The following is a 21343-nucleotide window of genomic DNA, read 5'->3' as shown; positions in this document are numbered from 1 at the left end:
CGCCGCGATGGCCGCCACGCAGATTCTTTTCATCCGCCATGGCGAGACGGCCTGGAACCGCATCAAGCGCATCCAGGGGCATATCGACATCCCGCTGGCCGATTCGGGGCTCGCGCAGGCGCAGCGACTGGCCGCGCGGCTCGAGCGAGAGGCGCGCGAGGGTGCGCGGCTCGACGCGGTTTATTCGAGCGACCTGATGCGCGCGCAGCAGACCGCGCAACCCTTTGCCGATTCGCTCGGGCTGCCGCTGCAGTTGCGGGACGGGTTGCGCGAGCGTTCGTACGGCGCATTCCAGGGGCACGACAGCACCGAGATCGAGGCGCTGTTTCCGGACGCGTATGCGGCCTGGCAGACGCGCGATCCGGGCTTCGCGCCGGAGGGCGGCGAGTCGCAGCGCGCGTTCTATCACCGCGTGCTGCATGCGCTCGAGCCGATCGTCGCCGCGCATCCGGGAGGCCGGATCGCATGCGTCGCGCATGGCGGCGTGCTCGATTGCGTGTACCGTTTTGCGAACGGTCTCGAGCTGTCGGCGCCGCGCAATTACCAACTGCTCAATACGAGCATCAACGTCGTCGATTACGTGGATGGCCGCGCGCAGGTCGTGCAGTGGGCCGACGTGTCGCACCTGGACGCCGGCAGCGACGACGACGGCTATCGCAAGGTGCTCTGAGCACGCGGGGTCGCCCGGCATGGCCGGCCGGGATTCCCCTGAAGGGCGGAACGGGCAGCACGTGCGACCGTGCGCCGGTGCAAGCCCGTCAGCTTGCACAGATATTCGACGGTAAATTGAAATGATCTGAAGAGGCGAATCGTCAGGCGGAAGGTGCGCCGTCGGGCGGGGGCGCGGTCGCGCGACGGCGCGCACGCTTCGACGCGCCGTTGACGAGCGCCCAGCGCAGCACGGGTGCGACGGCCCGTACGCCGGGCCGGACCACCGCGCGCCGCAACGGCGCGAACGTCGACACGCGGAGCATGCGCTGCGCCCACGGCGGCAGCAGGTCGATCCCGGCATGCATCATCAGCGACGCGGCCGGCCGCAGCGCGGGCTTCGCGACCGGGACATTCAGCAGGATGGCCATCACGTCGAAGGTATGCGGCCCGGCCTCGAGTTCGGGCTGCATGCGCGCGAGATACGCGGCGACCTCGGCGCGCGAACGGGGCACCTCGTGCGCGCCGAGCAGTTCGGCGACCAACGCCGTTTCGGCGTAATAGCGGTCCTGCAATTCTCCCGACAGCGCCGGATTCACGTAGCACAGATGCGCGGCGAGGAAGCTCGATACTTCCGCGATATGCACCCAGGTCAGCAACGCAGGATCGTCGGCGCGGTACGGCCGACCGTCGGGCGCGGTACCCGATACGCGCGAGTGGATCGTTTTCACGCGCTCGATCAGTGCGAGCGCGTCCGCGCGACTGCCGAACGTCGTGCCGGTGATGAACGTGGCGGTGCGCCGCAAGCGGCCGAGGATGTCGGTGCGAAACGACGAGTGATCCCAGACGCCCGCGAGCGCGAGCGGATGGAGCGCCTGCAGCAGCAGCGCGGCGATGCCGCCCGTCATCATCGACGTGAAGTCGGCATGCACGCGCCAGCAGACGGCGTCGGGGCCAAACAGCCCGGGATCGCCGGGCGGCGAAGAGAGATCGAGCGTCGGGCCGCCGCCGCCCGCGGTCAGGTGCGTGATGCCGGCCACGAGGCGCTTGCGGATCGGCTCGGCCCAGCGCGGGCCCGGTGCGGGTGCGGCGGGGTGGCGGCTAGGCGGCGTCGTCATGGCTGGCGTGGCTCGGGCGGCCGGTTACTTCCCGGCGGGCGTATCCCACATGCCGCGTTCGGTGCTGCCGGCGTCGGGCGCGGAGAGCCCGAAGTGGCGATATGTGAGCAGCGTCGCGACACGCCCGCGCGGCGTGCGCTGCAGGAAGCCCTGCTGGATCAGGTACGGCTCGAGCACGTCCTCGATCGTGTCGCGTTCCTCGCCGATCGCGGCTGCCAGGTTGTCGATGCCGACCGGGCCGCCGTCGAACTTGTACAGGATCGCTTCGAGCAGCTTGCGGTCCATCAGGTCGAAGCCGACCGGATCGACGTCGAGCATCGCGAGCGCGGCATCGGCCACCGCCGCGGTGATCTGGCCGTCGGCCTTCACTTCCGCGAAGTCGCGCACGCGGCGCAGCAGCCGGTTCGCGATCCGCGGCGTGCCGCGCGAGCGCTTCGCGATTTCCAGTGCGCCGTTCGGATCGATCTGCGCGTTCAGCAGCGACGCCGAGCGCCGCACGATGCGCGACAGTTGATCGGCGTCGTAGAACTCGAGGCGCGAGACGATCCCGAAACGGTCGCGCAGCGGGTTGGTCAGCATCCCCGCGCGGGTGGTCGCACCGACCAGCGTGAACGGCTGCAGGTCGAGCTTCACGCTGCGCGCGGCCGGACCTTCGCCGATCATGATGTCGATCTGGTAATCCTCGAGTGCCGGATACAGGATTTCCTCGACGACCGGCGACAGCCGGTGGATCTCGTCGATGAACAGCACGTCGTTCGCTTCGAGGTTCGTCAGCAGTGCGGCGAGATCGCCCGCGCGCTCGAGCACGGGGCCCGACGTCTGCCGCAGGTTCACGCCCATCTCGCGCGCGATGATGTGCGCGAGCGTGGTCTTGCCGAGACCCGGCGGCCCGAACAGCAGCACGTGGTCGAGCGGCTCGGAGCGGCGCTTGGCGGCTTCGATGAAGATCTCGAGCTGGCCGCGCACCTTTTCCTGGCCGACGTAGTCGTCGAGCTGGCGCGGCCGCAGCGCGCGTTCGAACACCTCCTCGTGCGACGAGGTGGGCGTGGCGGCGATGATCCGCTGCTCGGTGGCGAGTTTGTCGGTTTCAATCATGCGGCCATTGTACCGCGCGCCGCTCGCGGTCCGAACTGGCCGGACGGCCGACTGGCGCGCGCCGCGCGGCGGCGCGACACTGCGTCCGACAGTCGGTTCTCGCGGGCGTTACGCCTTCGACAGCGCCTTCAGCGCGAGCTTGATGCCTTCGGACACGCCGGTGCCGGCCGGCACGTTCTTGATCGCGGCGAGGCCCTCCTTTTCGGAGTAGCCGAGCGCGAGCAGCGCGTTGAGGATGTCGGTCGCATGGTCGGATGCCGACGCGGCGCCGGCGAGCGCGCCGAGGTCGGCGCCGAGCTTGCCCTTCAGCTCGAGCAGCAGGCGCTCGGCCGTCTTCTTGCCGATGCCGGGCAGGCGCGTGAGGCGTGCGGCGTCCTGCATCGTCACGGCCTGCGCGAGCTCCTGCACGCTCATGCCGGACAGCACGGCGAGCGCCATGCGCGCGCCGATGCCGGTGATCTTCAGCAGCTCGCGGAAGGTCGTGCGCTCCTGCGGTGTCAGGAAGCCGTACAGCAGGTGCGCGTCCTCGCGGACGATCTGCTGCGTGAGCAGCACGACGCGCTCGCCCGTCTGCGGCAGGTTGTAGAAGGTGCTCATCGGCACGTCGATTTCGTAGCCGACGCCGTTGCAGTCGACGAGCAGGTGAGGCGGGTTCTTTTCGAGCAGGATGCCGGCGATGCGACCGATCATGGATGGCGGGATGCGAGGAAGAAAGCGCGAGTGTATCGCACGCGCGGCGCAATGCCGATGGGCTTGGCCGTCAGGCCGATGCGGTGCGTGTCGCGTGTGCGCCGCGCACGGGCAAGACAGTCGGTCCGGTGTGCCGGGCGATGGCGCGCGCCGGCATCAGCCGACCAGCCGCCCGCGCCGCACGCGCAGCCCTTTCTTCGCGAGCGCCGGCGCAAGGCCGCCGAGCGTGCTGAGCGTGTTGCCGCCGTGCGCATGGCAGATCGCCATGCCGAGCGCGTCGGCCGCATCGGAGCCCGGTTGTCCGGAGAGGTTGAGCAGCCGCGTGACCATTTCCTGCATCTGCGTCTTGGTCGCGCGGCCGTAGCCCACCACGGCTTGCTTGAGCTGCAGCGCCGTGTATTCGGCGACCGGCAGCCCGCCCGCGACGAGGCCGCAGATCGCGGCGCCGCGTGCCTGGCCGAGCAGCAGCGTCGACTGCGGGTTCACGTTGACGAACACCTTTTCGATTGCGGCCTGGTCGGGCGCATGTTCGCGCACGATCGTCGACACGCCCTGGAAGATCGTGCCGAGCCGGGTGGCCAGATCGGCCGTCGGCGTGCGGATCACGCCGCTCGTGACATAGGCGAGCCGGTGGCCGCTGACGTCGATGACGCCGAAGCCGGTGACGCGCAGGCCGGGGTCGATGCCGAGAATTCGCATGAGTGAGGAGAGAGGCGTGATGCAGCGATACTACAACGAATGGTGCGGCGAGCCGGTCGCACAGTCGCGCGACGGCGCCGCGCAATAAAAAACCCGGCGGGTGCGACGCCGCCGGGTTTCCGTACTACGGCCGCGCGGGCCGCGTGCGATCAGTGACGGAAGTGGCGCACGCCCGTCAGGATCATCGCGATGTTGTGCTCGTCGGCTGCCGCGATCACTTCGTCGTCGCGCACCGAGCCGCCCGGCTGGATCACGCAGGTCGCGCCGGCCGCCACGACGACGTCGAGGCCGTCGCGGAACGGGAAGAACGCATCCGACGCGACGGCCGAACCGGCCAGCGTCAGGCCCGCGTTCTGCGCCTTGATGCTCGCGATGCGCGCGGAATCGACGCGGCTCATCTGGCCTGCGCCGACGCCGAGCGTCATGCCGTTGCCGCAGAACACGATCGCGTTCGACTTCACGTACTTCGCGACGCGCCACGCGAACAGCAGGTCGTCCATTTCCTTCGGCGTCGGGTGGCGCTTCGTGACCACGCGCAGCTCGTGCGGCTGCACGTTCTTCGAATCGAGCGACTGCACGAGCAGGCCGCCGCCCACGCGCTTCAGGTCGAATGCGTTATGACCGTCGCCGAGTGCGATTTCGAGCAGGCGCACGTTCTGCTTCGCGGCGAACACCTGCTTCGCGGCGTCGGAGAACGACGGCGCGATCAGCACTTCGACGAACTGCTTCGCAACAGCCTGCGCGGCCGCTTCGTCGACTTCGCGGTTGAACGCGATGATGCCGCCGAACGCGGAGGTCGGGTCGGTCTGGAACGCCTTCGCGTACGCGTCGGCCGAGTCGTTGCCGACCGCGACGCCGCACGGGTTCGCATGCTTGATGATCACGCAGGCCGGCGCGTCGAACGTCTTCACGCATTCCCACGCCGCGTCCGAATCCGCGATGTTGTTGTACGACAGTTCCTTGCCCTGCAGCTGGCGGTAGTTCGCGAGCGCGCCGGCCGGCGTCGAGATATCGCGGTAGAACGCCGCGCTCTGGTGCGGGTTTTCGCCGTAGCGCAGGTCCTGCACCTTGTCGAACGCCATGTTCAGCGTCGCCGGGTACGCATTGCGCGACGCGTGCTTCAGCTCGTCGGTCAGGCTCGTCAGGTAGTTCGTGATCGCGCCGTCGTATTGCGCGGTGTGCGCGAACACCTTCGTCGCGAGGCGGAAGTTGGTCGGGTAGCCGACCGTGTTGCCGTTCGCCTTCATTTCATCGAGCACGACCGCGTAATCGGCCGGATCGACGACGACCGTCACGTCGCGGTGGTTCTTCGCGGCGGAGCGCAGCATCGTCGGGCCGCCGATGTCGATGTTCTCGATCGCGTCGGCGAGCGTGCAGTCGTCCTTCGCGATCGTCGCGACGAACGGATACAGGTTCACGACGAGCAGGTCGATCGTCGGGATGCCGTGCTGTTCCAGCGCCTGCATGTGCTCGGGCAGGTCGCGGCGCGCGAGGATGCCGCCGTGCACCTTCGGGTGCAGCGTCTTCACGCGCCCATCGAGCATTTCCGGAAAGCCCGTGTAGTCGGCCACTTCGGTAACGGGCAGGCCCGCGTCGGCGAGCAGTTTCGCGGTGCCGCCCGTCGACAGCAGCTTGACGCCGAGGTCGGACAGCGACTTCGCGAAGTCGACGATGCCGGTCTTGTCGGAAACGGAAATGAGCGCTTGCTTGATCATGATGGAACCACCAATAGCCAGGGAAACGGGGACGGGACGGCCGACTACAGTAGGCCGTGCTGCTGCAGCTTCTTGCGCAGCGTATTGCGATTGATGCCGAGGTACTCGGCGGCGAGCGACTGGTTGCCGCCTGCCTGTACGAGCACGACCTCGAGCATCGGCTTTTCGACGCAGGACATCACCATTTCATAGACGTCGTGCGGATTGGAGCCGTCTAGATCCCGGAAATACACGTCCAGGCTCTCGCGGACACATTGTTCGATGTTGTGCTTGCTCATGCTGCTAACTGGTTATGGTCGTCCGACTCGCCCTGGCCGTTTTCCTCTTCGTCATCGACGTAGACGAGATGGTCCGACAGCGCTTTTTGCGCCTCGAAGAATGCATTGACGGCGGCGAGCTGCTCGCGGGAGGAATCGAGCGTGTTCATCCTGTGCCGGAACCCGTTGGCACCGGAAAGGCCGCGAGTGTACCAGCCGATGTGCTTGCGCGCAGTACGGACTCCCGTGAATTCACCATAGAAAGCGTAGTGGTCTTCCAGGTGTTCGTTCATCACGTGCTGGATCTCGTCGATCAACGGCGGGGGCAGCAGCTCGCCGGTTTGCAGGAAATGATCGATTTCGCGGAACAGCCACGGCCGTCCTTGCGCGGCACGACCGATCATCAATGCGTCGGCGCCCGTTGCATCGAGCACGGCCTTCGCTTTTGCGGGCGACGTGATGTCGCCGTTCGCGACGACCGGAATCCGCACGGCCGCCTTCACGGCCGCGATGGTGTCGTATTCCGCGTCGCCGCGGTACAGGTCGGCGCGCGTGCGGCCATGCACGGTGAGCATCGAGATGCCGGCTGCTTCGGCCAGGCGCGCGACCGTGATCGCGTTCTTGTGCTCGCGATCCCAGCCGGTGCGGATCTTCAGCGTGACGGGCACCGCATCGGGCCCCGTGCCGACCGCCGCGACGACGGCCTCGACGATCCGCTGCACGAGCGGCTCGTTCTGCAGCAGCGCGGAACCGGCCGCGACGTTGCAGACCTTCTTCGCCGGGCAGCCCATGTTGATGTCGATGATCTGCGCGCCGTTGTCGACGTTGTAGCGGGCCGCTTCGGCCATCATCGCCGGATCGGCGCCGGCGATCTGAACCGCGATCGGCTCCACTTCGCCTTCGTGGTTCGCGCGCCGCATCGTCTTCGCGCTTTTCCACAGCTGCGCGTTGGACGCGACCATCTCGGACACGGCGTAACCGGCCCCCAGCCGCTTGCACAGCTGGCGGAACGGACGATCCGTCACCCCGGCCATCGGGGCGACGAACAGGTTGTTACGCAATACGTGAGAGCCGATAACGGGCATCGCAATGGCACCGCCCGCGACCGGCGCGGGCATGAAAAGGGCGGAGGGAAAACGCGCATTTTACCGTATTCCCATGCCCCGCCGATTTGACCCGGTTTGTGCGGACCGGCCGGGCGCGCCGCACGGTACGCCCGCCCGTCAGTTGCGCTGGCCGAACATCATCTGGCGCGCGATCGCCTTCTTGAGCGGCGGCACGAATTCGAGCGCGGTGAGCGCGGCGCCGCGCAGCAGCGGGAGCGGGCCCGCGTCGATTGTAAACAGGCGCGCCAACGTGTCGGTCGCGCCGATCGTGAAGCGCCGGTCGAGCGCGCGGCGTGCGTTGAAGGTCGCAAGTGCGGTCGCATCGAAGCCTTGTGCGGACAGCGCGTCGACGAGCGTATGCGCATCGCGCAGCCCGAGGTTGAGCCCCTGGCCCGCGACGGGGTGCAGGGTTTGCGCGGCATTGCCGACGATCGCGACGCGGCCGCTGACGAGTGTCTGCGCGGCGTTCAGCCCGAGCGGGAACGATGTGCGGCCCGCGATCGCGACGAACTGGCCCATGCGTTCGCCGAACGCGCTGCCGAGCTCGCGCAGGAACGCGTCATCGGGCAGCGCCGCGCGGCGTGCCGCTTCGTCGGGCGTGCAGCACCAGACGAGCGCGTAGTCGGCCTGGCGCGGCCCGCCGAGCGGCAGCAGCGCGAGCGGGCCTTCGTGCGTGAAGCGTTCCCATGCGACGTTCGGGCGCGGCGCCGATACCGTGACCGTGCCGACGAGCGCGGTCTGCCCGTAGTCGCGGCGATGCTTGCCGGCGTCGGCGTGCTGTTCGTGGAACAGCCCGCCTTCGGCGTTGATGACGATGCGCGCGCGCAGCGTGCGCTCGCCCTGCGGGCCGTCGAGCGTCAGCGTGACGCCGTCGGCGTCCTGCTGCGGCGCGCGCGCGGTGGTCGACGTGAGCCAGTCGACGCGTGTGCCGCGCACGGCGTCCGCGAGCGCCTGCACGAGCGAGCCGTAGCGCGCGACATAACCGAGTGCGGCGAGGTCGTGCTCGTCGCGATCGATCAGCGTGCGGCCGAAATGGCCGCGTTGCGATACATGGATATGTTCGATCGGCGTTGCGTCGGCAGGCCACGCGAGCGTGTCGAGCAGCACGCGGCTGCCGTGCGAGACAGCGATCGCGCGCGGGTCGTTCGCGCTCGCGGCCGGTTCGCGCGCATCGATCAGCGCGATCGACGCGTGCTGCGTTGCGCTGCGGCGCGCGAGCCAGCCGGCGAGCGCGAGCCCGACGGGGCCCGCGCCGACGATGGCGAGGTCGTAATCCGGTGTGGCCGGGGAGGAAGCGGTCGTCATCTTGATTCGTGAAACGGAGGTAACGGTCGGCAGCGGCCGGTCATGCGCCCGCGCGCATCAGCGCTTCGATCTCGGCGGCGTCGACAGGCACGCCGCGCGTGATCAGCTCGCAGCCGTGCTCGCGCACGATTGCGTCGTCCTCGATGCGGATGCCGATGTTCCAGTACTCGGGCGGCACGTCGTCGGCTGCGCGCACATACAGGCCGGGCTCGACCGTCAGCGTCATGCCGGGCTTCAGCGTGCGCCACGGCAGCGCGCCGTTGCCGTCGCGCTCGGCGAGCCGCTCGCGGTAGTCGCCGCAGTCATGCACGTCCATGCCGATCCAGTGGCCCGTGCGGTGCATGTAGAAGCGCGTGTACGCGCGCTCGGCGATCACGTCGTCGACGTTCGAGAAGCGCGCTTTCGGGATGATGCCGGTATCGAGCAGCCCCTGCGCGAGCACGCGCACGGCCGCATCGTGCGGCGCCTCGAACGGCACGCCCGCGCGCGTCGCATCGATCGCGGCCTGCTGCGCGGCGAGCACGATGTCGTACAGCGCGCGCTGCGCGGGCGAGAAGCGCCCGTTGGCCGGGAACGTGCGCGTGATGTCCGATGCGTAGCCGTCGAGTTCGCACGCGGCGTCGATCAGGATCAGGTCGCCGTCCTGCGCGGCCGCGTTGCCGGCCGGGTAGTGCAGCACGCACGCGTTCGCGCCGGCCGCGACGATCGAGCCATATGCGGGCGCCTGCGCGCCGTGCTTGCGGAACGTATACAGCAGCTCGGCCTCGAGTTCGTATTCGCGGATGCCGGGGCGGCACGCCTGCATCGCGCGGCGGTGCGCGAGCGCGGAGATGTGCGCGGCGCGCATCATGATCGCGAGTTCGTGCTCGTCCTTCACGAGCCGCATGTCGTCGACGAGCGGCGTGAGGTCGAGCATCGCGTCCGGCGCGGCGACGCCCGAGCGCGCGAGCGCGCGCACCGCGTCGAGCCAGCCCGCGAGCTGCCGGTCGAAATCGGCCGACGCGCCGAACCGGTAGTGCACGGTGCCCGCATCGGCGAGCAGGCGCGGCATCTCGGTGTCGATCACGTCGACCGCGAACGCCGCGTCGAAGCCGAACGCATCGCGCGCGGCTTCGGGCCCGTAGTGGAAGCCTTCCCAGATCTCGCGATCGACGTTCTTGCCGCGGCAGAACAGGATCGACTCCGGCGCGCCGTGCGGCGCGGCCGCGTTCAGCACGAGCACGGCATCCGGTTCGGTGAAGCCCGTCAGGTAGTGGAAGTAGCTGTCGTACCGGTACGGGTAGGCCGTATCGCGGTTGCGCAGCAGTTCCGGCGCGGTGGGGACGATGGCGACGCCGCCGCCGGCGGCGCGCAGTGCGGCAAGCACGCGTTCACGGCGCTGGCGGTAGACGTCGACGGCGATGGCGGTATCGTGGGGCGCATTCATCGTGCGATTGTAGCGCCGCGGGACGCGGCGCGTGAGAGAGGGGCGGGAAGCCGCGCCGGAAGGGCCGCGGCGGCGGCTGTTGCAAACCATCCACAGGCCGGCCGGGCGATTTTCTACCGCGCGACGCTGGCCGGTTATGATCGGCGACAACGTATACTCTCGGCGGTTCCCTTAAAAAGGCAGATGATGAAATTAATCGGTTCGCTCAGCAGCCCGTACGTCCGAAAGGCGCGGATCGTGCTCGCTGAAAAGAAGATCGACTACAAGCTGGAGCTCGAGAACGTGTGGGCGCCGGAGACGGATATTCATGCATCGAATCCGCTCGGCAAGGTCCCGTGCCTCGTGATGGAAGATGGTGCCGCGGTGTTCGATTCCCGCGTGATCTGCGAATACGTCGATACGCTGTCGCCGGTCGGCAAGCTGATTCCGCAGTCGGGCCGCGAGCGCGTCGAAGTGCGCTGCTGGGAAGCACTGGGCGACGGCGTGCTCGACGCGGCGGTCGCGATTCGTCTCGAACACACGATGCGCGACGAGGTGCAGCGCAGCGCGAGCTGGATCGCGCGCCAGCAGCGCAAGATCGACGACGGTCTCGTCGCGATGTCGCAGGGTCTCGGCGGCAAGACGTGGTGCGTCGGTAATCATTACTCGCTGGCCGACATCGCGCTCGGCTGCGCGCTCGGCTATCTCGACTTCCGGATGCCCGAGGTCAACTGGCGCGATCGCCACCCGAACCTCGACAAGCACTTCGTGAAGCTGCTGCAGCGGCAGTCGTTCGCCGACACGCTGCCGCAGAACTGAGCTGCTGCCGGTCACGCAGTCACGCCACGCAGCCACACATTCGGCAGACGAAAGAAAAGCGCCCCGCAGGGCGCTTTTCTTTTTGCCGGGCCGCCCGGCAGCGGGGCGGTCGCGAGCCTCATTCGATCGACGCGTACACGGCCTCGCCGAGCGTGAACGAATCGCTGCGCGCAATCGGCCACCACTTGTCGTACAGCGAGAAGCCGCAATGGTTGCCGTCGAGCAGCGCGCCGGGCTTCAGGTACTTCAGCAACTGCGACATCAGCCGGACCTCGTGCGGCGCGATGCGCTGCACGATGTGATGCGCGCGCAGCTCGGACGGATGCGCGAGGCCGGCCGCCTGCACCAGTTCCTGCAGCGCGTGCAGCGTATTGCGGTGGAAGTTGTACACGCGGTCGGCCTTGTCGGGCACGACGAGCGCGCGCTGGCGCACCGGGTCCTGCGTCGCGACGCCGGTCGGGCAGCGGCCCGTGTGGCAGGTCTGCGCCTGGATGCAGCCGACCGCGAACATGAAGCCGCGCGCGGAGTTCACCCAGTCCGCGCCGATCGCGAGCGTGCGCGCGACGTCGAACGCGGTGATGATCTTGCCGCTCGCGCCGATCTTCACGCGGTCGCGCACGCCGATCCCGACGAGCGTGTTGTGCACGAGCAGCAGCCCTTCCTGCAGCGGTACGCCGACGTGGTCGGTGAATTCGAGCGGCGCCGCGCCCGTGCCGCCTTCCGCGCCGTCGACGACGATGAAGTCTGGCACGATGCCGGTCTCGACCATCGCCTTCGCGATCCCGAAGAACTCCCACGGATGGCCGACGCACAGCTTGAAGCCGGTCGGCTTGCCGCCCGACAGCGTGCGCAGCCGTTCGACGAATTCGAGCAGCCCGCGCGGCGTCGAGAATTCGGAGTGCGTCGCGGGCGAGATGCAGTCCTTGCCCATCGGCACGCCGCGCGTCTCGGCGATCTCCGGCGTGATCTTCGCGGCCGGCAGCACGCCACCGTGGCCGGGCTTCGCGCCCTGCGACAGCTTCACCTCGATCATCTTGACCTGCGGATCGGCGGCCTGCTTCGCGAACTTGTCGGGGTTGAACGTGCCGTCGTCGTTGCGGCAGCCGAAGTAGCCCGACGCGATTTCCCAGATGATGTCGCCGCCGTTCTCGCGGTGGTACTTCGACAGCGAGCCTTCGCCGGTGTCGTGTGCGAACCCGCCTTTCTTCGCGCCGAGGTTCAGCGAGCGGATCGCGTTCGCGGACAGCGAGCCGAAGCTCATTGCCGAGATGTTGAAGATCGAGATGTCGTACGGTTGCGCGCGATTCGCGCCGACGCGGATGCGGAAATCGTGGTTCGGCAGCTTGGTCGGCGCGAGCGAGTGGCTGATCCATTCGTGCGCGACGGCCTTCACGTTCAGCTCGGTGCCGTACGGGCGATTGTCGGCGACGTTCTTCGCGCGCTGGTAGACGAGGCTGCGCTGCGCGCGCGAGAACGGTTTCTCGTCGGTGTCGTCCTCGACGAAGTACTGGCGGATCTCGGGGCGGATGAACTCGAACAGGAAGCGGAAGTGGCCCCAGAGCGGGTAGTTGCGCAGGATCGCGTGACGGTCCTGCTTCAGGTCGTACAGGCCGAGCGCGACGAGGGCGGCGGGGATCAGGATCCACAGCCAGGAGAGTGCGTGGATCGACGCGAGCGCGGCCGTCGCGGCGAGCAGCAGGACGGCACACCACATCGCCAGATAGCGTCGTGAAAGCATGGGGACTCCGTAAGAATCTTGAAATGCCGCCATGCGTACGCTGCGCGGCGGCACGCCGGCCGCGGTGGAATCGTGTTCCGCCGGGCGCGGCGTGCCGCAAGTCTAAACCGAATAGGTGTCAGCGTGCTTCGGCGAGCGCCGGTGCGTGGCCTTCCGCGGGCGCTGCCTGGCCGGGCTGGCCGGTTGCCGCGAACTCGATGATGCCGCCGCCGAGACAGATCTCGCCGTCGTACAGCACGGCCGACTGGCCGGGCGTGACGGCCCATTGCGCGTCGTCGAACGCGAGCGAGAAGCGCTCGCCGCCGGCATGCGCGAACGTGCACGCGGCATCGGCCTGCCGGTAGCGCGTCTTCGCGCCGCACGCGAAGCCTTCCGCCGGCGGCTCGCCGGCGACCCAGCTCACGTTGCCGGCGACGAGCTGCCGCGACAGCAGCCACGGATGATCGTGGCCCTGCACGACATACAGCGTGTTCGACGCGATGTCCTTCGCGGCGACGAACCACGGCTCGCCGCTGCCGCTCTTGCTGCCGCCGAGGCCGATGCCCTTGCGCTGGCCGAACGTGTAGAACGCGAGGCCGATGTGCTCGCCGACGACCTTGCCGTCGGGCGTCTTCATCGGGCCCGGTTTCGTCGGCAGGTAGCGGTTCAGGAAATCACGGAACGGCCGTTCGCCGATGAAGCAGATGCCGGTCGAATCCTTCTTCTTCGCGTTCGGCAGCCCGATCTGCGCGGCGATCTCGCGCACCTTGGTCTTCGGGATCTCGCCGAGCGGGAACATCGTCTTCGACAGTTGCGCCTGGTTCAGCCGGTGCAGGAAGTACGACTGGTCTTTCGTATGATCGAACGCCTTCAGCAGTTCGAAACGCCCGTCGCGCTCGCGCACGCGTGCATAGTGGCCGGTCGCGATCATTTCGGCGTCGAGCGACATCGCGTGATCGAGGAACGCCTTGAACTTGATCTCGGCGTTGCACAGCACGTCGGGGTTCGGCGTGCGGCCGGCCGAGTATTCGCGCAGGAACTCGGCGAACACGCGGTCCTTGTATTCCGCCGCGAAGTTGACGGCTTCCACGTCGATGCCGATCAGGTCGGCCACCGACACGACGTCGATCCAGTCCTGGCGCGTCGAGCAGTATTCGCCGTCGTCGTCGTCTTCCCAGTTCTTCATGAACAGGCCGACCACGTCGTAGCCCTGTTCCTTCAGCAGCCACGCGGTCACCGACGAATCGACGCCGCCCGACATGCCCACCACTACACGGCGCTTGCTCATTTGTTGACCGCCTGACGTTCGAATGCTTCGGGGCGCGGTGCGACCGAATGCGTGTGCACGAAATCGAGCGGAATGCGCCGCCCGGCGAGATAGTCGTCGACGCAGCGCATCACCGCGGGCGAGCGGTGGCGCACGCTGCACGCGCGCAGTTCGTCGGCCGTCATCCACAGCGTGCGGACGATGCCGTCGTCGAGCACGTGGCCCGCGACCGGCTCGCGGGCCGTGCCGCAGAACGTGAAGCGCAGGTAGGTCGCGCCGGCGGTGCCGGGGCGGTCGTAGTGCGCGAGATAGACGCCGACGAGCGCGTCGGGCGTGAACGGGTGCGCGGTTTCCTCGAGCGTCTCGCGGATCACGGCGTCGGCCAGCGTTTCGCCTGCTTCGAGATGGCCGGCCGGCTGGTTGATGCGCAGGCCCGTCGAGGTTTCTTCCTCGATCACGAGAAAGCGGCCGGCGTGCTCGACGAGCGCGGCGACCGTCACATGCGGGGTCCAGATTTCGGGTTTCATGGTTCGGCATTTTACCGGTTGCGCCCGAACGCTGCCCGGCGTCTGATCTGAGGATAGGCGAATCCGACCCTCGCAAATCGGCCGTCCTGCCGATGCGTGGCGCTACGAGCCGAGTTAATGTCGCATTCGAGCACGATCGTGCGGAATGTGCTGGCGCGACCGTCGCTTTCGGTTAAAGTGCAGCGTGAATGCCGTTGCCCGTGAGCCGGTAAGTCAGCCTGTCCGGCTCGTTGTGCAGTAAAAATCGCAAGAAAAGAAATACTGACAATGACTGGAGGAACTGACGATGCATATTGGAGTGCCTGCTGAAACGCGGGCGAACGAGGCGCGTGTGGCCGCGACGCCGGAAACCGTGAAGAAATACGCGGCTGCCGGCCATCGCGTCAGTATCGCGAAAGGGGCCGGCGTCGCAGCCAGTTATCCCGACCAAGCCTATGCGGCCGCCGGTGCCGAATTGACCGACCAGTCGGCTGCTTTTGATGCCGACATCGTGTTGAAGGTCCAGGCGCCCACCGACGCGGAACTGCCATCGCTGAAGCGCGGCTCCGTGCTGGTCGGCATGCTCGAGCCGTTCAACGGCGAGCAGGCGGCGAAACTGGCCGCGGCCGGCGTGACGGGCTTCGCGCTCGAAGCCGCACCGCGCACGACGCGTGCGCAGAGTCTCGACGTGCTGTCGTCGCAGGCGAACATCGCGGGCTACAAGGCCGTGCTCGTCGCCGCGGCGCTGTATCCGCGCTTCTTCCCGATGCTGATGACGGCCGCGGGCACCGTGAAGGCCGCGCGCGTGCTGATTCTCGGCGCGGGCGTCGCGGGCCTGCAGGCGATCGCGACCGCGAAGCGGCTGGGCGCCGTGATCGAGGCTTCCGACGTGCGGCCGGCCGTGAAGGAGCAGATCGAGTCGCTCGGCGCGAAATTCCTCGACGTCCCGTTCGAAACCGACGAAGAGCGCGAGGCCGCGCAGGGTGTCGGCGGTTATGCGCGCCCGATGCCGCCATCGTGGCTCGGCCGCCAGGCCGCGCTCGTGCACGAGCGCGCGAAGCAGGCCGACATCGTGATCACCACCGCGCTGATTCCCGGGCGCCCGGCGCCGACGCTGATCTCGGTCGAAACCGCGCAGTCGATGAAGCCGGGCTCGGTGCTCGTCGATCTCGCGGCCGGTCGCGGCCCGGAATTCGACGGCAGGAAGAGCGGCAACTGCCCGCTGACGGTCGCCGACCAGGTGATCGTGCACAACGGCGTGACGATCGCCGGCTACACGAACCTCGCATCGATGGTCGCGTCGGACGCGTCGGCGCTGTACGCACGCAACCTGCTCGACTTCATGAAGCTGATCGTCACGAAGGAAGGCACGCTGAACATCGACCTGACCGACGACATCGTCGCCGCGACGCTGTTGTGCCGCGACGGTGAAGTCACGCGCAAATAACGGGGGAGACCATGGAAGTCATCAATCACACGGTGATCAACGTGATCATCTTCGTGCTGGCGGTGTACGTCGGCTACCACGTCGTCTGGAACGTCACGCCGGCGCTGCATACGCCGCTGATGGCCGTGACCAACGCGATCTCGGCGATCGTGATCGTCGGCGCGATGCTCGCGGCGGCGCTCACCGTCGGCGTGACCGGCAAGTTCTTCGGCACGCTCGCGGTCGCGCTCGCGGCCGTCAACGTATTCGGCGGTTTTCTCGTGACGAGGCGAATGCTCGAGATGTTCCGCAAGAAGGAGCCCAAGCGTGTCGAGGGCGGCAAGGAGGGCGCGCGATGAGCATGAACGTCGTTACCCTGCTGTACCTCGTCGCATCGGTGTGCTTCATCCAGGCGCTGAAGGGCCTGTCGAACCCGAAAAGCGCGCGGCGCGGCAACCTGTTCGGGATGGTCGGGATGGCCATCGCGATCCTCACGACGGTCGCGCTGATCGTCAAGCAGGCGGCCTGGCTCGGCGCGAACCTGCCGCTCGGCATCGCGCTGGTGCTCGGCGCGCTGGTCGTCGGCGGCGGTGTCGGTGCGTTCGTCGCCGCGCGCGTCGAGATGACGAAGATGCCGGAGCTCGTCGCGGCGATGCACTCGCTGATCGGTCTCGCGGCCGTGTGCATCGCATATGCGGTGGTGTCGGAGCCGGAAGCGTTCGGGCTCGTGCCGCAGGACGCCGTCGCGTCGAACTTCATCCCGTACGGCAACCGCGTCGAGCTGTTCATCGGCACGTTCGTCGGCGCGATCACGTTCTCCGGGTCGGTGATCGCGTTCGGCAAGCTGTCGGGCAAGTACAAGTTCCGGCTGTTCCAGGGCGCGCCGGTCGTGTATGCGGGCCAGCACCTGATCAACCTGATGCTTGCGATCGCGATGCTCGGCTTCGGCATCCTGTTCGTCATCACGCAGGCGTGGCTGCCGTTCATCATCATGACGGCGATCGCGTTCGTGCTCGGCGTGCTGATCATCATCCCGATCGGCGGCGCGGACATGCCGGTGGTCGTGTCGATGCTGAACTCGTACTCAGGGTGGGCTGCGGCCGGCATCGGCTTCTCGCTGAACAACGCGATGCTGATCATCGCCGGCTCGCTGGTCGGTTCGTCGGGTGCGATCCTGTCGTACATCATGTGCCACGCGATGAACCGCTCGTTCTTCAACGTGATCCTCGGCGGCTTCGGCGGCGAGGCGGCGGCCGGCGGCGCGGCGGGCGCGCAGGAACAGCGCCCGGTGAAGTCGGGGTCGGCCGACGACGCGGCGTTCACGCTCGGCAACGCGGAATCGGTCGTGATCGTGCCGGGCTACGGGCTGGCCGTCGCCCGTGCGCAGCACGCGCTGAAGGAACTGACCGACAAGCTGATCGAGAACGGCGTCGACGTGCGCTATGCGATCCATCCGGTTGCCGGGCGGATGCCGGGGCACATGAACGTGCTGCTCGCGGAAGCGGAAGTGCCGTACGACATCGTGTTCGAGATGGAGGACATCAACGGCGAGTTGGGCCAGGCCGACGTGGTGCTGGTGCTCGGCGCGAACGACGTGGTGAACCCGGCCGCGAAGAACGATCCGAAATCGCCGATCGCGGGGATGCCGATCATCGAGGCGTACAAGGCGCGCACGGTGATCGTCAACAAGCGTTCGATGGCGGCCGGCTACGCGGGCCTCGACAACGATCTCTTCTACATGGACAAGACGATGATGGTCTTCGGCGATGCGAAGAAGGTCATCGAGGACATGGTGAAGGCCGTCGAGTAACGCACGCACCGGCAATGCGGGCGCCTGCTTCAATGCGCGGGCGGCCCGCCCGGACGGGCCCGACCGGCGCAAGCCGGCCGGGCCTTTTTCATGGCGCGACGAGGTTCGCGATGCGCGCGGCGATCGCGTCGCGCACGATCGCCGGATCGCATCAGCGCATCGGCGCTTCCGCGATCCGCATGTAGTCGGCGATCCGCCGCCCTTCCATGTCCGGAAACTGCTCGTGCACGGTGATGTCGCCCATCCGCGCGATGTCGAAGGTGCGGAAATCGTCGCGCAGCTCGCACCACGCGCCGATCGTCCAGCGCCCGCCCCAGTAGACGAGCCCGAGCGGCCACACGCGGCGTTGCGAATGCGCGCCGAGCCGGTCGCGGTAGCCGAAGCTGACGATGTGGCGCGTGTCGATGGCCTGGTGGATCGCGTCGACCTTCGCGCAAAACGTCTCGTCGATGTGGAACGACGGCGCGAACACGGGCAGGCGGTCGAGCGCCGTGCGCTTGTCGGCCGGCATCGCCGACGCGATCTTCGCAAGCGCCGAGCGGGCGCCGCTCGCGAAGCGCGCACCGCCCCAGGTCTCGAGCATGCGCGCGCCGGTGGCAAGCGCCGCGAGCTCCTCGGCCGTGAACGTGAGCGGCGGCAGGCTTGCGTTGCGGTTCAGCCGGTAGCCGATGCCGGCTTCGCCTTCGATCGGCACCCCTGACAGTTGCAGGTCGCGCACGTCGCGATAGACCGTGCGCGGCGACACCGACAGCCAGTCGGCCAACTGCTGCGCGGTCGTGAGACGGCGCCCGCGCAACAGCTCGGCGATCTGGAACAGGCGGTCGGCACGGCGTGTCATGGCAGCACCTCGATTCCAACGGCTAAGGGGACTTCGCGATGATAGCGCCGCACCGCCCCGATGGCCGATGCGCTCAATGGCATTTCGGCGCGTGCAGGCCGACGCGGTTGCCTTCGGTATCGATCAGGTAGCCGATGTAGCCGTAGTTGTTCGGCAGCTCGACGACCGAGCCCTGCACGACGCCGCCCGCGCGCTTCGCGCGCTCGAGCGCCGCGACGACCGAGTCGCCGGCGTTCAGGTAGACGAGCACGCCGTTCGCGCTGGGCTTCATCTGCTGCGGATCGAACACGATGCTGCCGCCCGTGCTCGACGCCTCGTGATCGAACATCGCCATCGGCACGCCGCCGATGACTTCGCGCTGCAGCGTGGTTTGCAGCACGGTTTCGTAAAAGCGGATCGCGCGGTCGAAATCGAGGGATGGAATGTCGAACCATGCGATTGCGCGTTCCAGGGTTGCGGTGGCAGTTGCGGACGTCATGACGAACTCCTTGTTGCGTTGTTATTCGGGTTCTGTGTGGAAACCAGCGTTGCATTGCGCCGGGATTGCAGTGTGATCGCGGCCTGCTGACACCGTATTGTCAGTAGAGTTGTCATCCTTGACATGCAACTATTTGGTTGCATAATAAGACCATCGACCCGGGAGCGGCATGGACCTCGTTTTCAAGGCGCTGGCCGATGCCACGCGCCGTCAGTTGCTCGACCTGCTGCATGCGAAAAGCGGCCAGACCCTGTCCGGGCTGTGCGACGGACTGGCGATGAGCCGGCAGGCCGTGAGCAAGCATCTCGCGCTGCTCGAGGCCGCGAACCTCGTCGCGACCGCATGGCGCGGCAGGGAGAAGCTGCATTACCTGAATCCGGTGCCGATCCACGACATCGCGGAACGCTGGATCGGCAAGTTCGAGCGTCAGCGCCTGCAGGCGCTGGCGGATCTCAAGCGCGGGCTGGAAGCGGCCCGCGGCACAGGAGACGACGATGGGTAATCCCGCCTTTGTGTACGTGACCTTCATCGCGGCGACGCCCGAGCGCGTGTTCGACGCACTGACCAACGCCGAGCTGACGAAGGACTACTGGGTACGGCATCGCAACGCGTCGCCCGACTGGCGGCCGGGCTCGAGATGGGAACATCAGGACTACGACGATCCATCGCGTGTCGACATCGTCGGCGAAGTGGTCGAGAACGATCCGCCGCACCGGCTGGTCGTCACGTGGCGTACGCCGTCGGGAGACGGCGAGGAGTCGCGCGTGACCTATCTCGTCGAGCCGCACGAGGGCGTCGTGAAGCTGACCGTCACGCACGACGGGCTCGTGGCCGGTTCGGAGATGGATCGCGGGATCCGCGGCGGGTGGCCGGTCGTGCTGTCGAGCCTGAAGACGCTGCTCGAGACGGGGCACGCACTGCCGTTCACGATGGGGCGCTGGTCGAAGTCGAAGCACTGACTCGCGCCGGCGGGAGGAGCGCGCGGGCGCCGCGATGTCGGCCCCGCGCGACGGTGTCGCTTACGCGTCGCCTTCCGGTGCGGCCGGGCGCGCCTTGATGCTGCCGGCGATCAGGTCGAAGCGGAACAGCCGGCATTCGAGCGCGCCGTTGAACAGCGGCGTCTTCGCCGATTCGCGCAGCCGCAACTGGCCCGGCAGCGAACGGTCGGACGTCAGCAGGAACGCCTGCCAGCCCGTGAAGCGCTGCTTCAGCGCATCGCCGAGCGCGTTGAAGAACTCGCTGTCCGGCGCGTCGGTGTGCGTGCGGCGGAACGCATCGTCGTTGCCGCGGTTGCGGCCCGTCTCGCGCACCTCGCCGCGCGCGCTGCGGCCGCGCACTTCGATCCGCTCGCCGTACGGCGGGTTCGCGAGAATGATGCCCGGCCCGTCGCACGGCGGCGTCATCCCGCGGGCGTCGACCTGCTTGAGCCACACCGACGGCACGCCAGCGCGCTCGAGGTTCGCGCGCGCCTTCTCGAGCATGTCGCCGGAAATGTCGCTGCCGTACACGCCGAGTGCGTCGCCGCGCTTGCCGCGCGCCGCGCGCTTCGCATCCAGCGCCGGGACCTTCAGGCCCTGCCACGCGGTGATGTCGTACTGCTTGAGCTTTTCGAAGCCGAACCGGCGTTCGACGCCGGGCGCCACGCCGAGCGCAATCTGCGCGGCTTCCGCGAGGAACGTGCCGCTGCCGCACATCGGGTCGTACAGCGCCGTGCCGGGCGTCCAGCCCGTCAGGCGCAGGATGCCGGCCGCGAGGTTCTCGCGCAGCGGCGCCGCGCCCTTGTCGAGACGCCAGCCGCGCTTGAACAGCGGTTCGCCCGACGTGTCGAGGTACAGCGTGCACTCGTTGGCCGTCAGGAACGCGAATACGCGCACGTCCGGCGCACCCGTGTCGATGCTCGGGCGGGCGCCGGTCTTGTCGCGCATCCGGTCGCAGATCGCGTCCTTCACGCGCAACGTCGCGAATTCGAGGCTTTTCAGCGGCGACTTGATCGCGGTGATGTCGACGCGCAGCGTCTGGGTCGCCGCGAACCAGCGCTCCCACGGCTGCTCGAGCGCGAGCGCATAGACATCCTGCTCGTTGCGGTACGCGCGGTGCGCGATCTTCAGCAGGATCCGGCTCGCGATCCGCGAATGGAGGTTCGCGGCCATGCCGGCGGCCCAGCCGCCGCTGAAATGGACGCCGCCCGGCACCTGCGCGCCCGCGGTGAACGGCGCGCCGTTCAGGTGGCGGCCGGCGATTTCGGCCAGCTCGGCGGCAAGCGCCGCTTCGAGGCCGCGCGGGCAGGGGGCGAAGAATTCGTACAGGGTGGGCGAGGACATAAGGCGGGTGAGGACGTGCAAAAGTCCACCATTGTACGCGGCGCGGGCGACCGGGGCCGGCGTTTGGGCGGGCAGACGCGGGCGCGACGGCCGCTTTCGCGCGCGGGGTGGCCGGCGCGGCGG

The 21343-nt window shown here is 68.0% G+C and carries 22 protein-coding genes; 7 read left to right on the top strand and 15 right to left on the bottom strand.

Annotation, left to right across the window (positions count from 1 at the left end; all coding sequences use genetic code 11):
- Positions 1–7: 7 nt before the first annotated feature.
- Positions 8–670: a histidine phosphatase family protein gene (locus tag ACNQQL_RS30900; protein ID WP_347067984.1), complete on the top strand. Its 663-nt coding sequence runs from the start codon at positions 8–10 to the stop codon at positions 668–670.
- Positions 671–812: 142 nt separating this feature from the next.
- On the opposite strand, the gene ACNQQL_RS30895 is transcribed toward ACNQQL_RS30900, so the two are convergent.
- The 9 genes from ACNQQL_RS30895 to ACNQQL_RS30855 all read right to left on the bottom strand — a co-directional run bounded on the left by ACNQQL_RS30895 (position 813) and on the right by ACNQQL_RS30855 (position 10059).
- Positions 813–1766, bottom strand: coding sequence for an oxygenase MpaB family protein (locus ACNQQL_RS30895; protein WP_072436311.1), 954 nt, complete (start codon positions 1764–1766; stop codon positions 813–815).
- 24 nt (positions 1767–1790) lie between these two features.
- On the bottom strand, positions 1791–2861 hold the full coding sequence (ruvB, locus tag ACNQQL_RS30890) for a Holliday junction branch migration DNA helicase RuvB (protein ID WP_034182744.1): 1071 nt from the start codon (positions 2859–2861) through the stop codon (positions 1791–1793).
- A gap of 108 nt (positions 2862–2969) precedes the next feature.
- Positions 2970–3551, bottom strand: coding sequence for a Holliday junction branch migration protein RuvA (gene ruvA / locus ACNQQL_RS30885; protein WP_006401679.1), 582 nt, complete (start codon positions 3549–3551; stop codon positions 2970–2972).
- Positions 3552–3707: 156 nt separating this feature from the next.
- Positions 3708–4250, bottom strand: a complete 543-nt coding sequence (ruvC, locus tag ACNQQL_RS30880) for a crossover junction endodeoxyribonuclease RuvC (RefSeq protein WP_034182746.1) — start codon at positions 4248–4250, stop codon at positions 3708–3710.
- Between the two features lie 149 nt (positions 4251–4399).
- Entirely contained in the window at positions 4400–5965 is a 1566-nt protein-coding gene (purH, locus tag ACNQQL_RS30875) for a bifunctional phosphoribosylaminoimidazolecarboxamide formyltransferase/IMP cyclohydrolase (protein ID WP_034182747.1), read from the bottom strand.
- 44 nt (positions 5966–6009) lie between these two features.
- Entirely contained in the window at positions 6010–6243 is a 234-nt protein-coding gene (locus tag ACNQQL_RS30870) for a Fis family transcriptional regulator (RefSeq protein WP_006476892.1), read from the bottom strand.
- A complete protein-coding gene (dusB, locus tag ACNQQL_RS30865) occupies positions 6240–7307 on the bottom strand; it encodes a tRNA dihydrouridine synthase DusB (protein ID WP_174421738.1) in 1068 nt (355 codons plus the stop codon). The genes ACNQQL_RS30870 and dusB overlap by 4 nt, the downstream gene beginning before the upstream one ends.
- Before the next feature lie 138 nt (positions 7308–7445).
- Positions 7446–8633: a UbiH/UbiF/VisC/COQ6 family ubiquinone biosynthesis hydroxylase gene (locus tag ACNQQL_RS30860; RefSeq protein ID WP_347067978.1), complete on the bottom strand. Its 1188-nt coding sequence runs from the start codon at positions 8631–8633 to the stop codon at positions 7446–7448.
- Positions 8634–8673: 40 nt separating this feature from the next.
- Positions 8674–10059 carry an aminopeptidase P N-terminal domain-containing protein gene (locus tag ACNQQL_RS30855; RefSeq protein WP_072436309.1) on the bottom strand — a complete coding sequence of 462 codons (1386 nt, stop codon included), beginning with the start codon at positions 10057–10059 and terminating at the stop codon, positions 8674–8676.
- A 183-nt stretch (positions 10060–10242) separates the two neighbouring features.
- Here ACNQQL_RS30855 and ACNQQL_RS30850 point away from each other — a divergent pair, with 183 nt between their 5' ends.
- The gene (locus tag ACNQQL_RS30850; RefSeq protein WP_347067976.1) at positions 10243–10857 is read left to right on the top strand and encodes a glutathione S-transferase family protein; all 615 of its coding nucleotides are present in this window, start codon (positions 10243–10245) and stop codon (positions 10855–10857) included.
- A 118-nt stretch (positions 10858–10975) separates the two neighbouring features.
- On the opposite strand, the gene ACNQQL_RS30845 is transcribed toward ACNQQL_RS30850, so the two are convergent.
- From ACNQQL_RS30845 to ACNQQL_RS30835, 3 genes are all read right to left on the bottom strand, one after another.
- A complete protein-coding gene (locus tag ACNQQL_RS30845) occupies positions 10976–12595 on the bottom strand; it encodes an FMN-binding glutamate synthase family protein (RefSeq protein ID WP_347067974.1) in 1620 nt (539 codons plus the stop codon).
- Positions 12596–12713: 118 nt separating this feature from the next.
- Positions 12714–13862, bottom strand: coding sequence for a tRNA 2-thiouridine(34) synthase MnmA (gene mnmA / locus ACNQQL_RS30840; RefSeq protein ID WP_072436306.1), 1149 nt, complete (start codon positions 13860–13862; stop codon positions 12714–12716).
- Complete coding sequence (locus ACNQQL_RS30835) at positions 13859–14368, bottom strand: NUDIX hydrolase (RefSeq protein ID WP_347067972.1); 510 nt, start codon at positions 14366–14368, stop codon at positions 13859–13861. The genes mnmA and ACNQQL_RS30835 overlap by 4 nt, the downstream gene beginning before the upstream one ends.
- A gap of 286 nt (positions 14369–14654) precedes the next feature.
- On the opposite strand from ACNQQL_RS30835, the gene ACNQQL_RS30830 reads away from it, so the two are divergent.
- From ACNQQL_RS30830 to ACNQQL_RS30820, 3 genes are read left to right on the top strand one after another with little or no spacing between them, the layout of a single operon-like run.
- Positions 14655–15794, top strand: a complete 1140-nt coding sequence (locus ACNQQL_RS30830) for a Re/Si-specific NAD(P)(+) transhydrogenase subunit alpha (RefSeq protein WP_034182753.1) — start codon at positions 14655–14657, stop codon at positions 15792–15794.
- 11 nt (positions 15795–15805) lie between these two features.
- On the top strand, positions 15806–16132 hold the full coding sequence (locus ACNQQL_RS30825; protein ID WP_034182754.1) for an NAD(P) transhydrogenase subunit alpha: 327 nt from the start codon (positions 15806–15808) through the stop codon (positions 16130–16132).
- Positions 16129–17583, top strand: a complete 1455-nt coding sequence (locus ACNQQL_RS30820) for an NAD(P)(+) transhydrogenase (Re/Si-specific) subunit beta (RefSeq protein ID WP_347067967.1) — start codon at positions 16129–16131, stop codon at positions 17581–17583. Before ACNQQL_RS30825 ends, ACNQQL_RS30820 begins: the two co-directional genes overlap by 4 nt.
- Before the next feature lie 151 nt (positions 17584–17734).
- On the opposite strand, the gene ACNQQL_RS30815 is transcribed toward ACNQQL_RS30820, so the two are convergent.
- A complete protein-coding gene (locus tag ACNQQL_RS30815) occupies positions 17735–18421 on the bottom strand; it encodes a helix-turn-helix transcriptional regulator (RefSeq protein ID WP_034182756.1) in 687 nt (228 codons plus the stop codon).
- 73 nt (positions 18422–18494) lie between these two features.
- Positions 18495–18899 (bottom strand): VOC family protein, encoded by a 405-nt coding sequence (locus ACNQQL_RS30810; RefSeq protein WP_072436303.1) that lies wholly within the window; start codon positions 18897–18899, stop codon positions 18495–18497.
- Between the two features lie 169 nt (positions 18900–19068).
- Between ACNQQL_RS30810 and ACNQQL_RS30805 the strand changes: the two genes are divergently transcribed.
- Positions 19069–19401, top strand: a complete 333-nt coding sequence (locus ACNQQL_RS30805) for an ArsR/SmtB family transcription factor (protein WP_072436302.1) — start codon at positions 19069–19071, stop codon at positions 19399–19401.
- The gene (locus ACNQQL_RS30800) at positions 19394–19858 is read left to right on the top strand and encodes an SRPBCC family protein (RefSeq protein WP_347067963.1); all 465 of its coding nucleotides are present in this window, start codon (positions 19394–19396) and stop codon (positions 19856–19858) included. The genes ACNQQL_RS30805 and ACNQQL_RS30800 overlap by 8 nt, the downstream gene beginning before the upstream one ends.
- A 60-nt stretch (positions 19859–19918) precedes the next feature.
- Here the strand turns inward: ACNQQL_RS30800 and ACNQQL_RS30795 are convergent, their stop codons facing one another.
- Positions 19919–21220, bottom strand: coding sequence for a class I SAM-dependent RNA methyltransferase (locus ACNQQL_RS30795; protein WP_347067961.1), 1302 nt, complete (start codon positions 21218–21220; stop codon positions 19919–19921).
- Between the last annotated feature and the right edge of the window lie 123 nt (positions 21221–21343).

It is taken from the genome of Burkholderia sp. LFS061, from assembly GCF_047978125.1.
In the GTDB taxonomy this organism is placed as follows: domain Bacteria; phylum Pseudomonadota; class Gammaproteobacteria; order Burkholderiales; family Burkholderiaceae; genus Burkholderia; species Burkholderia pyrrocinia_C.
Note: the sequence above shows the minus strand (reverse complement) of the source record. Positions and strands in the feature narration are given on the sequence as shown.

What these genes read in the sequence shown, in the direction of transcription:
- ACNQQL_RS30900 (WP_347067984.1), top strand. Translation starts at nt 8, where the DNA reads ATGGCCGCCACGCAGATTCTTTTCATCCGCCATGGCGAGACGGCCTGG.
- ACNQQL_RS30895 (WP_072436311.1), bottom strand. Translation starts at nt 1,766, where the DNA reads ATGACGACGCCGCCTAGCCGCCACCCCGCCGCACCCGCACCGGGCCCG.
- ruvB (WP_034182744.1), bottom strand. Translation starts at nt 2,861, where the DNA reads ATGATTGAAACCGACAAACTCGCCACCGAGCAGCGGATCATCGCCGCC.
- ruvA (WP_006401679.1), bottom strand. Translation starts at nt 3,551, where the DNA reads ATGATCGGTCGCATCGCCGGCATCCTGCTCGAAAAGAACCCGCCTCAC.
- ruvC (WP_034182746.1), bottom strand. Translation starts at nt 4,250, where the DNA reads ATGCGAATTCTCGGCATCGACCCCGGCCTGCGCGTCACCGGCTTCGGC.
- purH (WP_034182747.1), bottom strand. Translation starts at nt 5,965, where the DNA reads ATGATCAAGCAAGCGCTCATTTCCGTTTCCGACAAGACCGGCATCGTC.
- ACNQQL_RS30870 (WP_006476892.1), bottom strand. Translation starts at nt 6,243, where the DNA reads ATGAGCAAGCACAACATCGAACAATGTGTCCGCGAGAGCCTGGACGTG.
- dusB (WP_174421738.1), bottom strand. Translation starts at nt 7,307, where the DNA reads ATGCCCGTTATCGGCTCTCACGTATTGCGTAACAACCTGTTCGTCGCC.
- ACNQQL_RS30860 (WP_347067978.1), bottom strand. Translation starts at nt 8,633, where the DNA reads ATGACGACCGCTTCCTCCCCGGCCACACCGGATTACGACCTCGCCATC.
- ACNQQL_RS30855 (WP_072436309.1), bottom strand. Translation starts at nt 10,059, where the DNA reads ATGAATGCGCCCCACGATACCGCCATCGCCGTCGACGTCTACCGCCAG.
- ACNQQL_RS30850 (WP_347067976.1), top strand. Translation starts at nt 10,243, where the DNA reads ATGATGAAATTAATCGGTTCGCTCAGCAGCCCGTACGTCCGAAAGGCG.
- ACNQQL_RS30845 (WP_347067974.1), bottom strand. Translation starts at nt 12,595, where the DNA reads ATGCTTTCACGACGCTATCTGGCGATGTGGTGTGCCGTCCTGCTGCTC.
- mnmA (WP_072436306.1), bottom strand. Translation starts at nt 13,862, where the DNA reads ATGAGCAAGCGCCGTGTAGTGGTGGGCATGTCGGGCGGCGTCGATTCG.
- ACNQQL_RS30835 (WP_347067972.1), bottom strand. Translation starts at nt 14,368, where the DNA reads ATGAAACCCGAAATCTGGACCCCGCATGTGACGGTCGCCGCGCTCGTC.
- ACNQQL_RS30830 (WP_034182753.1), top strand. Translation starts at nt 14,655, where the DNA reads ATGCATATTGGAGTGCCTGCTGAAACGCGGGCGAACGAGGCGCGTGTG.
- ACNQQL_RS30825 (WP_034182754.1), top strand. Translation starts at nt 15,806, where the DNA reads ATGGAAGTCATCAATCACACGGTGATCAACGTGATCATCTTCGTGCTG.
- ACNQQL_RS30820 (WP_347067967.1), top strand. Translation starts at nt 16,129, where the DNA reads ATGAGCATGAACGTCGTTACCCTGCTGTACCTCGTCGCATCGGTGTGC.
- ACNQQL_RS30815 (WP_034182756.1), bottom strand. Translation starts at nt 18,421, where the DNA reads ATGACACGCCGTGCCGACCGCCTGTTCCAGATCGCCGAGCTGTTGCGC.
- ACNQQL_RS30810 (WP_072436303.1), bottom strand. Translation starts at nt 18,899, where the DNA reads ATGACGTCCGCAACTGCCACCGCAACCCTGGAACGCGCAATCGCATGG.
- ACNQQL_RS30805 (WP_072436302.1), top strand. Translation starts at nt 19,069, where the DNA reads ATGGACCTCGTTTTCAAGGCGCTGGCCGATGCCACGCGCCGTCAGTTG.
- ACNQQL_RS30800 (WP_347067963.1), top strand. Translation starts at nt 19,394, where the DNA reads ATGGGTAATCCCGCCTTTGTGTACGTGACCTTCATCGCGGCGACGCCC.
- ACNQQL_RS30795 (WP_347067961.1), bottom strand. Translation starts at nt 21,220, where the DNA reads ATGTCCTCGCCCACCCTGTACGAATTCTTCGCCCCCTGCCCGCGCGGC.